General features: G+C 34.9%; 13 protein-coding genes and 1 pseudogene. 7 read left to right on the plus strand and 7 right to left on the minus strand.

Going from position 1 to position 13,852, the window contains the following annotated elements:
* Positions 1-53: 53 nt before the first annotated feature.
* The 5 genes from JI667_RS19000 to JI667_RS19020 all read right to left on the minus strand — a co-directional run bounded on the left by JI667_RS19000 (position 54) and on the right by JI667_RS19020 (position 4,412).
* A complete protein-coding gene (locus JI667_RS19000) occupies positions 54-1,604 on the minus strand; it encodes a hypothetical protein (RefSeq protein ID WP_206857867.1) in 1,551 nt (516 codons plus the stop codon).
* Between the two features lie 242 nt (positions 1,605-1,846).
* Positions 1,847-2,221, minus strand: coding sequence for a CopG family ribbon-helix-helix protein (locus JI667_RS23220; RefSeq protein ID WP_206857868.1), 375 nt, complete (start codon positions 2,219-2,221; stop codon positions 1,847-1,849).
* The gene (locus tag JI667_RS19010; RefSeq protein ID WP_206857869.1) at positions 2,193-2,987 is read right to left on the minus strand and encodes a ParA family protein; all 795 of its coding nucleotides are present in this window, start codon (positions 2,985-2,987) and stop codon (positions 2,193-2,195) included. The genes JI667_RS23220 and JI667_RS19010 overlap by 29 nt, the downstream gene beginning before the upstream one ends.
* A gap of 197 nt (positions 2,988-3,184) precedes the next feature.
* The gene (locus tag JI667_RS19015) at positions 3,185-3,820 is read right to left on the minus strand and encodes a hypothetical protein (protein ID WP_206857870.1); all 636 of its coding nucleotides are present in this window, start codon (positions 3,818-3,820) and stop codon (positions 3,185-3,187) included.
* Between the two features lies 1 nt (position 3,821).
* Positions 3,822-4,412, minus strand: a complete 591-nt coding sequence (locus tag JI667_RS19020; RefSeq protein ID WP_206857872.1) for a recombinase family protein — start codon at positions 4,410-4,412, stop codon at positions 3,822-3,824.
* Between the two features lie 218 nt (positions 4,413-4,630).
* On the opposite strand from JI667_RS19020, the gene JI667_RS19025 reads away from it, so the two are divergent.
* From JI667_RS19025 to JI667_RS19045, 5 genes are all read left to right on the plus strand, one after another.
* The gene (locus tag JI667_RS19025; RefSeq protein WP_206857874.1) at positions 4,631-5,536 is read left to right on the plus strand and encodes an endonuclease domain-containing protein; all 906 of its coding nucleotides are present in this window, start codon (positions 4,631-4,633) and stop codon (positions 5,534-5,536) included.
* Between the two features lie 26 nt (positions 5,537-5,562).
* Positions 5,563-6,375 (plus strand): hypothetical protein, encoded by an 813-nt coding sequence (locus JI667_RS19030; protein ID WP_206857875.1) that lies wholly within the window; start codon positions 5,563-5,565, stop codon positions 6,373-6,375.
* Positions 6,376-6,475: 100 nt separating this feature from the next.
* Positions 6,476-7,414 carry a DNA/RNA non-specific endonuclease gene (locus JI667_RS19035; RefSeq protein ID WP_206857876.1) on the plus strand — a complete coding sequence of 313 codons (939 nt, stop codon included), beginning with the start codon at positions 6,476-6,478 and terminating at the stop codon, positions 7,412-7,414.
* Between the two features lie 280 nt (positions 7,415-7,694).
* Complete coding sequence (locus tag JI667_RS19040; RefSeq protein WP_206857877.1) at positions 7,695-8,141, plus strand: VanZ family protein; 447 nt, start codon at positions 7,695-7,697, stop codon at positions 8,139-8,141.
* 128 nt (positions 8,142-8,269) lie between these two features.
* Positions 8,270-8,983: a hypothetical protein gene (locus tag JI667_RS19045; protein ID WP_206857878.1), complete on the plus strand. Its 714-nt coding sequence runs from the start codon at positions 8,270-8,272 to the stop codon at positions 8,981-8,983.
* Between the two features lie 193 nt (positions 8,984-9,176).
* Here the strand turns inward: JI667_RS19045 and JI667_RS19050 are convergent, their stop codons facing one another.
* Together JI667_RS19050 and JI667_RS19055 are read right to left on the minus strand one after the other, a co-directional pair.
* Positions 9,177-10,997, minus strand: coding sequence for a hypothetical protein (locus JI667_RS19050; RefSeq protein ID WP_206857879.1), 1,821 nt, complete (start codon positions 10,995-10,997; stop codon positions 9,177-9,179).
* A 461-nt stretch (positions 10,998-11,458) separates the two neighbouring features.
* Positions 11,459-11,689, minus strand: a complete 231-nt coding sequence (locus JI667_RS19055; RefSeq protein ID WP_206857880.1) for a hypothetical protein — start codon at positions 11,687-11,689, stop codon at positions 11,459-11,461.
* 139 nt (positions 11,690-11,828) lie between these two features.
* On the opposite strand from JI667_RS19055, the gene JI667_RS19060 reads away from it, so the two are divergent.
* Together JI667_RS19060 and JI667_RS19065 are read left to right on the plus strand one after the other, a co-directional pair.
* Positions 11,829-12,509: a hypothetical protein gene (locus JI667_RS19060; protein ID WP_206857881.1), complete on the plus strand. Its 681-nt coding sequence runs from the start codon at positions 11,829-11,831 to the stop codon at positions 12,507-12,509.
* A 575-nt stretch (positions 12,510-13,084) separates the two neighbouring features.
* Positions 13,085-13,852: pseudogene (locus JI667_RS19065) on the plus strand (plasmid replication protein); the annotation flags it as partial.

Genomic DNA, 13,852 nt, shown 5'->3' on the forward strand with positions numbered 1-13,852 from the left:
ATTTGGTAATTAAAAAAGCGCCTAATAGAGGCGCTAGATTGCTAAAAGTACCATTAAAAAATATTAAAGAAATAAGATCCAACCGATGAAACAAACAACAACGTATAAACAATCATAAAATAAAAAGCCCCACTGAAGGTTCCCCATTCGGGGTCTCGACCTAGTTTCCAAATCACAGCAGTAATTATACTAATTACTATTAAAATAATATAACTGCTGCCTGAAAAAGTAAGATATTCTGGTGCTACATAATAAAAATAATCATTCATGGATCTACTGATATAGGTGAGAGGCATCATTAAAAATAAAATAATTGAGATGTATTCCCAAATATTAATTCCTTCTCTTTCAAAACTATTTGGCTGGAAGAAAGAAAGAAGGATTAATAGAAAGAGAGAAGGTATCATCCAATAAAAAGAAGTTAAGATTGTGATAACACTACTAGCAATCATGACAATGCCGTTATAGAAGGCTTCTTTCACGTTTGTTTCATTCCACTTTGTGCTTTTTAAGATTACATCCTTATTTTGTGAAGCACCGTACAATTCGTTGGTGTGTCCATCAAAATTAAACCAAAGAATGCTATTGTTGTTAATCACTAAGGGATTTAGAGCAAATTCTTTAGTGGTGGTAATCACCCCTGCCTTTAACACATTTTCATCGGTGAATGGTGACAGATATAGGCTAACAGTGTTGTTATCTCCAATTTTCTGCCCTTCCCCTGAAATTAAAACCATGGATTTATCATCAATTTTAACAAATTCAACAGATTGTGGATTAGCTATTTTAAAACCATTGTTTTCGTTGGTCACAATTACTTCATCAGGCTTTATCAAAGCGTTCCCAATTTCGTTTATTGGGGTAACTAATTTGAAAATTTTGTGGGATAGTATTCCTTGTGATCGCATCTCTTCGCTATAGAATACTGTTAGATTTTTATTATTTTCTATAAATGCAATATCTTCAACTTTCTTATTAGTTTCATTGCTTACTAATGCGAATGGATTTTTTATGATTTTTTGTGAATTATCTATGTAATACAAAAGGGATTGAGTATCATTTTTTTGGGTTTTTACCACTGCTTGACCTTCTTTGTTGATTGAAACATCAAGAACGTCTGATTGGAATTCTTTGATTTTTGTTGTAGAAAAATTGTCTGGATTACAATAATACAGGATATTTCCCGACCAGAAATATACGTCATTTACCCCACTTGACAAATCAGAAACGTTACTCGCAATAACATCTGTGACTTTATTTTTGGAAACAAGTAATTTACCATCTTTTAAATATATGCTTGTGGATCCGTTAGTCCAAAAGTCATCCCCTCTCTTCACTTTAATATTGATAGGTGATTTTTCTTGGAGTTTAAGGTCTTTACTGATAGTGTAGTGTTTGACTTTTCCCTCGCTATTGGTAAATAGTTCTTTGTCTATCGAAAAGTATTGGGGACGGTCTTCTAATTTTAAATCCATTGGCAGTGAACGGCTCCAATTAGGTTGTGGTAATTGTTTCATTGACATCATTTGATGAATTATGACTCCTCCAAAAAATAGCGTCATTAGTAACAAGGGTATACCCAATGTTTTCATTTTCCCTTTCATCCTAAAAAACCTCCTAAAATTGGTAATTTTATACTAGAATGTTATCACAGTTTAACTTCATTAAGACTGATTATGCTTAAAGTTATAAAATTTCAATAGTTAATTAGCAATTTATCCTTATTTGATTTATCGCATTTAAACATAGTTGAAATAGTGTCAAACAAAACAAAAAAAGTCGACTCCTAAAAAACAGGAAACGACTTTTCATTATTCAACAAAGCTATATTATCCTTTTAAGTAAACTAAAGTACCTCATATTCCTCTAACAACTTCCGAATGGCTTGATTAATCAGCTTCGATTTATCCCCTTTTTGCCCCCGAGCAGCAATCTTATCGACTTCTGTGGCTAAGTCAGGATCCATATAAAAAGAGGTAAAGACTTTCTTCGTTTTTTTCTTATTGGCTTTTTTTCCTGCAGCCAAGCTACGTAAATAATCATCATCTTCATTTTTATCATTGTTGTTAACATATGTTTCGTCTTTGTTATTTTCAATGTTATCATTTACGTCTTTATTGTCTTCTTTACTATCGTTTTCTTTGTCGTCATACGAGTTGAAGAAGGCTTGAGTAGGATTGGGTTTTTTAATTTTATCTTTGAGGCTGTTTTTGTTGGACACGTTCCTTCAGCTCCTCTACAAACGGAATGTAATACTCTAATGCTTTCTTTAATTCAGCATTGTCTTCAAACCCTGAAATCGCTAAACGTCTCGTCGCTGCTTTCCGGCGAATAATCGAATTGAATTTTAGGCTAGGGTAGTCCTCATCAATGGATTCTTCCATGACTTCATTTTCTTTCGCTCTCGCATCAATCAAGGAGAATAAAATCCCGGCAGTTTGTAAAGCCGGATTATAGCGTTCCTTCGCTCCTTCAATGATTTCCAAGAACTTTGGAATCGCATAGTACGCAAACATCGATCCATCGAACATAACCACGGCATAGCTTCCTGCTTCTGAGTATGTACTTAACGGCATGACTGTTTGTTCAGATAAAGCTGGTGGTGTATCGATGATAATCCAGTCATAATCGTCCATCACCGGTTCCAGTGCTTTTTGTAAAGCATCTAACTTTAATCCCTTCTCATACATTCTACGGGGCAGGGTAGCGAGAAAGTCGTTCGCTGGAATCAAATCCAGATTCTCTTTGATCTTGATGATATAGGGACGCGCATTTTCATTGATAATCGCTTCTAAAATGGTCCTTTCTTCAAATACATTACAGATATCGTATTCGCTTGTGAGAAAGCTTGTCAGATTACCTTGGCCGTCCATATCAATGGCCAACACTTTTTCTTCTTGACTCAAGAGGTAGGAGGTAATCCCACTACTGGTCGATTTAGAACAGCCGCCTTTACTAATTCCAAACGTCACTATTTTGGCCGTCAATTGAATACACCTCTTTCAATATATTATAACTTGACTATGTATTTAATACGTTATCATTATCGTAACATATGTCATTGTATATGTTAATTAAAACAATAATATCAAGTGATTATTTTATATAAATGATCTAGAGATGAAGACTATATATAGAAACAGGAGAAATGGATTTAATGTACGAAAATGTACCTTTTACTACATTAAAAAATTTTATCTTTGTAATATTGATTGGCCAGTGTGTTCATTATTTTTGAATGTGTTTTCAAAATTTCATTAACACTTGATTTGTATTCTTTCATAACACGATCTATTGCCAAGGAGGACTCTTCATCATCCTCAATGCCGTTTGCCTCTTTCAACTTATATTCCAGCTGGCTAAGAAGCTGTAAAAAGGAATTCACATTAATAAAAGCTTCTCCGCTGATTTCTGCTGACCATTCTAATAATTGATCAGATTTTTTCTGAATGGATATAGATTTATTTCTTATGTGCCTATACGTCTTTTCCTTAAGAAAATAATTGTTTAGCCTCACTTGAAACTCTTCCATTTGATCTTTTATCTTCTTACCATGAAGAGCCATTTTTGGATATCTATAACCGAAATCGATTTCCCTTTGTCTTTGAATAGTTAATATAACGCCATAAAGAGTAAGTACACCAGATATAATACCTCCAACCACGGCTCCAATGAATGATCCTAAGAAGCCTATCCAAGTTTTTTCGTCGCCAGCTACATTCCCGCCTTCTATAAACATAAGCGCATTAACAAAGACCGGGACCATAAAAATTACAATCATTATCCCTATTATTAAGAAAGTCCATTTAGATTTTTTCATTTTACTCACCTAGACTTTCTTTCTTTAATTGGTCTAACTTTCTATATAAAGAAGAACGAGAAACACTGGTAATTTCACAAATTTGATTTACTGTCATTTCCCCCTCATCATAAAGCTTTACGGCATAATTAATTCCAGCATGATTATTGTGGTATTTCTTAACCCGGCCTTTATATTTTCCTTCTTTCTTAGCAAGGTCAATCCCCTCACGTTGCCTCATTCGGATTAAATCTCTTTCCAACTGATTTACTCCACCCATAACTGTCATGAGGAAATTGCTATAAGGATTGTCTTCAGATAGATCAAGCCAGGTATCTTTCAATGATTTTAAATTGGCTTTTTTATTTTTAATGTTGTCCACTAACTCGAATAGGTCCCGTGTACTTCTGGTTATTCGAGTAAGGTCTGTAACAAAAATGGTATCGCCTTCCTCAAGAGAGCTCATCATCATTTGGAGCTCCGGTCGTTCCTGGGTGGCACCGGATAACTTTTCTTGATAAATAATATCCATTCCAATTTCGTTTAGCTGCTTTAATTGTCTGGCTGGATTTTGATCTACAGAACTTACTCGAACATACCCTATTTTTCTCATTTTTCACCCTCCTTTTTGAAACAAGTCTATTGATACACCCCTAACACTGATTGTACCAGTTTCAGAGAATGGTTTATATAGCGTTCCAATAAAGTAGACCCTATTGGTATAAAAGGGGAGGCCATTATTTTTTCAATAATTAGTAAATTCCTTGATACTTTAATTGGGGTCTTGTACTTTGTGGTAAAATATACCTGATTAGTTCATGGAGGGAAAACATGACTTACCAAGCTACTGAATTAGAGATTATTATGGGGGAGGCACTTTTTGAAAAGGGCTTTTTCTTTGATGAACAAGTATATGTAAAAAAAGGTAACAAACATTATGAGTTTGATTTTGTAGTGTATGGAGATTTCTGTAAAGTTGTAGTGGAATGTGATGGCCCTCATCATTTTCAAAATCATAGATGGTATAAGGATTTAATGAGGGATTTATGGACTGTAACCAATGATTTTCAAGATGTTCTACGCTTTAATCGTTATCAGATTAGACACAATATCGACGGATGTTTAAAAGAGATCCAGCGATCTATCGAGCAACTAAATACAGCTCTCAAGCATGATACGCAGCGAAAAATTTTGTTGGACTCAGAAAAGCAAAAGATTTTAATGAGAAAGAGTTCTCGTTTTTACAAAGGCAAAAGACCTTTTAGTAAATATACTGGAAAAAAAGTAAATATACCTACAAAAATACCTGAAGACATTCTTTATAAAGAGAGGGTGGAGTTCCTTCAGAACTCCAATAAATTTCACTTGAATGTTAATTTTTCAAGTAATTCAAGAAATTCAAAGATAAGACTCAAAGAGACTACAAATCATTTGGAGAAGGGTAACGATTTAATTGAACTTGACGAGGGGTTGAAGATTCCATTGGATGAGGAGGTTTATTATAGAAAGGTTAAGGCATTATCGATTCCAGATAAAAAGTTACTCTGGTTTATTATTAAAAATACAACAAAAGATGGATTTTGTGTTTTTGTAGGAAAAAAAGATCAGATAAGAAGTTTAATCAATAATCAGTTATTAGAAGTAAATTATTTATACAAAAGCAACAAGGAGGAAATCAGTTTAGTAGTCCTTCCTTTTGCACCTCATATGTTAAAGTTTTACAGAAGTAGAGTATAACATTAAAGAAAGAAGAAGGGGATTGAATGAATAGAACTGATATGGTCTTTGGCTATCTTCAAAATTATATTAAAGATAAATACGATAAATACAGTGAGGAGATTTTAATATCAAACGAAGAAGATTCATTGTTCGATTTAAGTTTTTCCAATTTTTTAGATGAAATGAAATTTGCCTTACTATATAAAAATGGAAAATATGAGTTAGTGTTAGAAAAAGCACGTAATTTAGTATATGGAAAGCTTCTGGAATTGGAAAATTTAGAGGTGGATATTTTATTCGTAAACTGTACAGATAGTTTAACTGAAAAAGAAATTCAAAATGTATTGGAATCAGAAAAATACATGCTTGAACCTCCTATTTCTCAGAAGCATCAATCAATAGCCGGTGAATTTCTAAATATTATAAGTGAAAAGGTTGTTGAAAACATATCCATATATTCTAACATTAATCTTAAACAGTATATTGAAGATCTAAAAGCCAGTATAATAAGCTTTGCTTTTAATGGATCTCTTGCGGGGGATGATGTTGCTACAAGAAACTACTGGGAAGAATATTGTTTTCAGATTCAATATGGAGAAGATTATGTTCTAGGGATCATTCAAACAGATATTGAATTACAAATAGAAAAACAACTGAAAGAGATTGCATATAAAGATATAGTTCTCTTATACACTGAAACTGATAATTATTATGGGGAAGTATATGATATTAGTTCACCATTTCCTGAAAGAGATGAAATGGTTGAAAGTATATTGAGGAAATTTTTTGATGAAATCAGCTGGGAAGCAAGTAATACCTTTGTTCCTGACTTTTATAATGGAGAAGACTGGGAGTAAGGATAATTAGCATTAACGGTGATATGTTTTTGAAATTAGTATTTAATTACATGAGCAGTTTGTTGAAATATAAGGTAAAGGGTTGAAGGAGATTCCTAAAATGAAAAAGAAATTGAACTGTTTAATTATATTTTTAACGACCATCTATATGGTTGGATGTACCAACGTAGAAGATACACCTGTTACAGAAAAAGAAACAGCCCCACAAGAAGTAACAACAGAGAATACAAGTCAAAATAGCGAAAAAGAAGAAGCTGCCCCTGCAGTTGTTGAAGAACCGGTAGCAGAGGAAGCACCAACCCAAACAAGTGATGATCCATTTCCGGGATACAAACGTATAGAAGTTGATGGTGGTGATTTGTCTGGATATCGTGAACCTAACGTCGTTGTGGACATTGGTTATGGGGACCGTGAATATTGGGCATTTACGAATGAATACGGGCAGTTAATACGCGTCATTGCAGACGAAATCATCTTACAAGATGACCGTAACGAGCCAGTATTATCGTCTGGCAGGTACTACTCTGATGAGGCGAAGGTTCCTGGTGTCGAAAGTGACGTTTTAGATGAAGGACATATTATTGCTGATTCTCTCGGTGGGGTATCGAATGCGTATAATATAACCCCACAAGATAGTACGCTCAACCGACATGGGGACCAAGCTTATCTGGAAGACGCAATTCGCAAAGCAGGTGGAGCTACGAACTTTGAGGCCATTATTACTTATCCGAATACGGAAACGCAAATTCCTTCACATTATCAATATACTTATACATTAAGAGGGAATGAAATAGTTGATGCATTTGACAATGTGAACTCTGATGAAGTAAATGAATCACTCGGATTAACAGAAAGTGAGCCGGCCGAATCAACAAGTTCTAATACAAACGGTGATATTTCTAGCGTGGATACCAACGGTAATGGACAGGTGACGATTAAAGAAGCAGAAGCAGCTGGTTTCAGCATGCCAATAACGAGTGATCATTGGCTCTATCAATATATGGACGATCGAGATGGTGATGGACTAGTAGGTGAGTAACCATTTGCTACGTTATGAAATGTTTGCAATTACGGAGACTGAGTAACGGAGATAACTTAGAAATAGATCTATATGTGATTGCGAAGCAGATAAGCTCTTTATTCCGTTAAAGGGCAGTTTAATTGAAGAAGGATTCCATACTCTAACTGATGCAATTTTTAAAACGAATTCCAAATATAGGATTTTCTTTTCGATCGGAATAAGATTTAGTTTGCTTAAACGAAAAGTGAATATTTATTTAAGGACAATCATAAACCTCTTATGATAAGAGGTGATTAGAATGCAAAAGCAACATACGATATTTATTATTTTATTTTTGTTTTATCTATTTGTGTTGTTGGTAGTGAGCTTTGTAGGATTGGGATTTGGAATGAACCACTTGAGGACGATTAATTACGAAGAGGTAAATAATAATTTTGTTCCCTTGAAAACTCTGATTGGATACGTTTTTAATATTGACCATTATAACTTTGATACTTGGTTCTACAATACTTTTGGAATAGTTATCTTATTTATGCCATTAGGTTTCCTACTTCCAAAAGTTTTCTCTAACTTAAATACATTAAAAAATGTTTTATTTTTTGCACTAGTGCTGAGTCTGTGTATTGAAGTTTTTCAGTTTCTAACTAAATTAGGAGTATTAGATGTAGATGATGTTATATTAAACCTAATTGGAGCTGCCTTAGGATACCTGATCTTCAAGATTCAGATAAAAAGTAAAATTTAGGTTATTGAATATTAGGGACAATAACAGAAGATCAGCTGCTGAGATCAAGTTTATTGCCCGTATTCATTATCGGGCAGGTTAATGGAATAAGGGTGAATTTTAGGGAACACTAAAATGAGGTGTTCTCTATGAAAATTTACATCAGTTTATTAATTAGTCTCATTTTTGTGATTAATCCTTCTATTGCAGGAGCAAAGATTGAAGGGTATGAGGTTGTTAGTCACAACGATAAAGAGAATATAACTCTTTACGGAAAGAAAATGGATGATTTATATAGGGGATTTAAAGTTGATTTTAAAGGGCAAATTTACACAAGACCTTTTTGGAATAGCGTAACAAGCCCTACTTACGCTTCACAAATTTTCTATATAGACATCAACAAGGACAAAAAGGAAGAGCTAATCATTACCTTGACAACAGGGTACGGTACTGGTTTGTTATGGGAAGAAGTTCACGTTTTTGACACGCTGGATAATCGACTGAACGTAAACGAAGTGATTGTTGATAATCCTTTAGCAATTGTTTATAAGAACGTAAAAACAAAGTTATCAAATGAGGAAGCGGAAATCCGAGTAGGAAATAAGGAGTATAAAGTCGATATAACTCCATTTGAAATCAAAGCTGAGAACTTATTTGATGATGTAGGTTTCGGGAGCATTATTGATTATGAAATTATTAACAATAATCTTATGGTCAAAGTGAGTGGGCAAATATCCCCTGCAAGTTATATTGGAGATGTTATCGTAACTTATGAATACCGCGATAAAATGTATCAATCGAAAACAATTGACTTTATAACGGATATTGATAAAAACCCTTTTTATGGTCCAGTTAAACATTAAGCGATATTCAAGTAAAGGGGGCGTTAGTTGAAGATGAGATCATAAGATCGCACATTTCAGATAACTTTCATGCTTGGTGGTATATTTAAATACTTTATTTAACAACAATAAATATAATACATATGTCATTAACGTTGTTAACATATAATATGTTGATAAATATTATTTGTCAGAAACCCTTTAGTCACGTTGATTAAAGGGTTTCTGATTTTATTTTTTCTTTTAACCAATTAAGCATTTTTTTATCGTTGTTTTTGTTTTGTCTTTTGTTTTCTTTCCGGATGTAGCGAGAGAGTGTGGTATGAGCGATACCAATCTCCAACGCAGATTGCCGAATGCTCATTTCTAAGGAATCAATCGTTTCTTTCATAATTTCTGGAGTAAGGCTGACTGTTGAATCCTCATCCAAGTCGAATGCTTGTTGTTCTGCTTTTAAATCTGAAGGTACAGATATAGCTTCAGTCGAAGCAGCTGTTTCTTGCTGAGTCCATTCAAAGAAAGGAACCTCTTTTGAATGAATGGTCATATCCTTTGATTTTGTTTGATCAGTAAGCTCTAATATCTTTTGGTTCATAGGTATAGTGGTATGTTCCAACAAGCTTTTTTGATTTTCCTTTATCACTAGATCGGTGGGGAGCAAGATAATACTCAGCTTTTCCCAGTAGTTCTTTAACCAGCCTCTTTTCCCGATTTTGTCTTCATCAATCTCTTCAGTATACGACCAGTTTTTCAACACGCCGTCGTTTTGCAATTCGTCCAGGATGCCTTCAAATTTATCTCGAATCTGAACTCCATTGTAACGAGAAGAAAAGTCCATGACTTTTAATAAAGTGGACACTTTAAAAGGCTGATGCAGGGATCTTTTTACCGTACGGATTTTCCACTGTAAATTGAGATAACGCGTTAAGCGCTTCTGTTCCCGTTGCGTAAAGTGACTGTACTGAAAGACTTTTAAATCAAGCAAGCCAATTGATCGGTTCGGACCCTCGAGATAGGGGGTTAATACAGAGGTGGGTTTCACTTGAACCGCATAGATACCCTTTGCTTCCCCCGTTTTTTTATCATAGGCAACCCGGATCTTCCCGATTTCAAACATTTTTTGAAAGTCTTTGAACTTATACAATTCTTTATCCTTTATGTCTTGGGTGTTGATCACTTTGATTTTTTGTTCGCCCATGGATACCCAGATGCTTGAAAGGGCTGCGACACGTTTCATGATATTAAAGCGATCTTCTTCTCTGAAATCGATCTCACGCCCATTTGATGATCTTTTCTTCAGATTGCGAAGACGCAAGGCATCATTGCTGTGAAATTCAATATAGCCATCCCTGTTTTTCGGTGTGACCATCCATAAGTATGTAATCAAATCAAAGAGATCGGCCGTCATCTCATCTAAAGAACTAAGGGTGGATTCAATTAATTCCAGCCACATTTCCTGTTGATCGGAGGAAAGTTCAGCCACCTGTGTGTCATGGGGGCGGAGCTCTGCCAGTCCGCGCACTTTTCCACGGTTGTCGATGATCTGAGTTGCCATGTGACCGGTTTCTCCTTCCTGAAAGTCTTTCTTCTTGGTGACGATATCACGCATTAAATGATAATCGATGTCCATACTGGAGTAGATGTATTCTCGATTCAGTGCTTCACTAATCTTTTCATCATTGATGCTGCGTTTGACTTCTTCTTCAGGAAATTCCTGAATGAAGTGCCCGGCCAAGAGAATCTTGATGGTGTCTTTATGCTTCGTTACAGCTTCTTGTATCATTTGTTTGGTGATATGCTGATTGAAGCATATCGTTTGGGTGAACAAGAAAAAAAGCGCTCGAAAGCTTGGACTCATTTCATTAGAAGGGGTTTCATGATGAATTTCTCCTTCAGTCAAATGGTAGGCGTCTCGTTTCCAGGTTTGTAGAATATATGTCCGATCTTCGAAAAGTGATTTGGACTCTTCATAGATCGCTATCTTTAATAACTTATAAGGTAAGAGTAAGTGTCCAGGTATGCTTTCATACTCCATTGGTAGAAAACTCCTTTCGGTTGTGCAATAAGAATATGTAAAACTTAATGGGTACTTATATTTTGCACCAATATAAAAAATGCACCACGTAGGTTACAGTATAACAGGGATTGCGCCCGTATGGTTTAAAAAATGCACCAGATATTACACAGGTTCCGAATCATAAATCAAAATGCACCAATCAACGATGATAGAACGGGTTTATTTACTGGATTAACCATTTTCTATTATTGGATCCAGCCGACAAACTGCTGATATTATATGCTAAGGGATCGTTGTCTCTAGATTTCAAGAGACAACGGAGCTATTTCATAAATGATTGAAGAGGTAAAGTTGAAATTATAGTAAACTTGTAGTTTATAAAAAAAGAAGTAAGCTTTTTTCATTTTAGAAAAAGCTTACTTCTTTTTTTATAAGGCCTAAATGACTTGCTGGACATAAAATTTTGCTTAAAATCCTTATTAGGCGGTAGGAATACTATAGAAAACAAGAATTGCAAAAATATAAGAAATCTGACAAAGAGAAAAAATCGAGTAAAATATAGCAATAATCGTAAGAGATGATTTACTTAAAGAGGCTTTATTTTTAATAGTGTAATAAATTCCATAAATTAATATAAGTATACCGAATAAAGGGATTATTAAAGTTGCTAATCCTAATAATATGACTTGAAATGCTTTATTTTTTAACATGTTCAAAACCACCTCCATATTTTAGTTTAATTTAGTCCTTTCTATTTTACAAATAAACAGAATAATTAATTAATTAAGATTTATTGAAAAATATGGTAATATTTACAATGAAATTACATTTCAGAAAAGGAGTGGTACGATGAAGAAGATTCTATTTAATTTAATTTTTATCTTTGCACTATCTATTGGAGGTCTTGCTTTATCAGATGGTACAGCTGAAGCTAGTGAACTTACAGCTTTAGATGAATTCATTCTAAACTTAGAGAATGATGGAAGTGCTGATGCTTTAGAACAAATTGAGAAGATTGCTAATTTAAGTGAAGAAGAGAAAAAAGAATTTAATGAAATTTTAAGTAGTCCAGATAAATTAAATGAAGAACTACAGAGTAATCAAGAAGTAACTACAAAAGACTCTTTTATACCATCAAAAGATTCAGTAATAAATAAAAGCCCTATGATCGCTTTAGCATCAACACCAAATGGTACTTATCGTTCATCTGCGCAGACTACATTAACCTCTTTTGGTATAACTTTAATAAAGTATGAGATTGTTGGAACCTACAAAATTACTAATGGAAAAATCACTACAGCATACGATGCTAAAGGCGAGACTATTAGAAACTGGGTACCGGGAGCATCAACAGTATTTCAGAATGGTTACGGTGATATTATAAGTGGTAAATACAGAGGTCAAGCCAACTTTTCTTACGATTTAGGTGTAGGCAAGTTTGGTATCGCACGTATTGGAACTGTTAAAACGGGTTTCTATGTAACCCCTACTGGAAAGATTACTAGTACTTATTTAAACAGAGAGACCTGAGTTCAACTAAAGACTCCTTTTTAAGGAGTCTTTTTTGTACCATTTAAGCGGAACCTGTGTACTAAAATAAAAAAACGTACCAAATGCATCTAATTGTTCCAAACAATGAGCGGAACCTGTGTACTTCTAAAAACCTTTATATATCAAAGTTTTTCTGTTGATGGGTATGTTTTTAAAACAAAAATTTCACCAATAAATGTTTCAGATCCCTCAAAATGAGCGGAACCTGTGTACAAATAAATGCACCAGCAACTCCTAAAGTGAGCGGAACCTGTGTAGTATTTATTTCTATGAGACATTTAAAATATTGTTATATCAACATTTTCGCCTTGATTTTCACATTATAACCAACTCTAAAATGCACCATTTCCGTTCATATTGGTGCAAAAGGTGAGCGGAACCTGTGTCATAAAAAAAATTCAACTTTTTTTTCATCCCATGAGGCTCTAAGCTTTGAGGGATGTTTTTTTTTGGTGCATTTCTCTTAGGGGAGACCCTTTTCCAAAATTCGATTTCGTTATACTTATTTCAACATTAAGTCCGTGTATGAAATACGTGTATCGGAGGTGGAAAAAATGGGAGTTCAAGAGAAGGAAGCATCCAATAAAAAAATGATTTCTCCAGCTGAGATCATGCAGTTCATGACGCATAACAGTTTACGTCTGTATAAAAAGAAGGGATCCAAAGCCCCGATCACTAGATTAGCAGCATACGAGAAAGACAAGCAGATTCTATCCCAAAAGACAGGTGTCGTGTTTGTCTCGCCTACTAAAGACGATTTATCGAACGGAAAAGGGTTTGTCGTCACCTCTTATGAGACGCTTCAAGAAAAACGAAACACCCTTTCCCATTGGACCCCGAATACGTACCGGGGAGGCACCTATTACGATTTTAGAAACCGTGTTATAAAGGGCCATAGGAGAGAAAACCTCAAACAGGTCAATGTGATCGGATTTGATATTGACACCAAGGAAGTGGATCTATATGCGCTCTTTTTTGGCTGTGATGAACTCGGGATCCCGAGGCCGAACCTGCTTCTTGAAACCCCAAGAGGATTCCAGGGGTTCTTTGTGCTGGAAACGCCTTTTTATATCCATAGACAGAAAGAGTATAAGGCTTTAAGAGTGGCAGAGCGAGTCTCTGATAACCTGCTAAAGGCCTTAAAGAAATATGTCCCTGTCGACACGAATTGTGCACCGTTTGGCTTTTACCGCATTCCTCAGGATGGAAATGTGATCTATTTTGATGATCATCCGGCGAATACGGGTCTACTGCTGTCGTGGTCCAAACAATTTGAAGAGAAGGAACGAAAAGCAGCCTTTCATGTCATTTACCCGGGACAG

The organism is Bacillus sp. NTK074B (assembly GCF_017303375.1).
Classification (GTDB): domain Bacteria; phylum Bacillota; class Bacilli; order Bacillales; family Bacillaceae_B; genus Rossellomorea.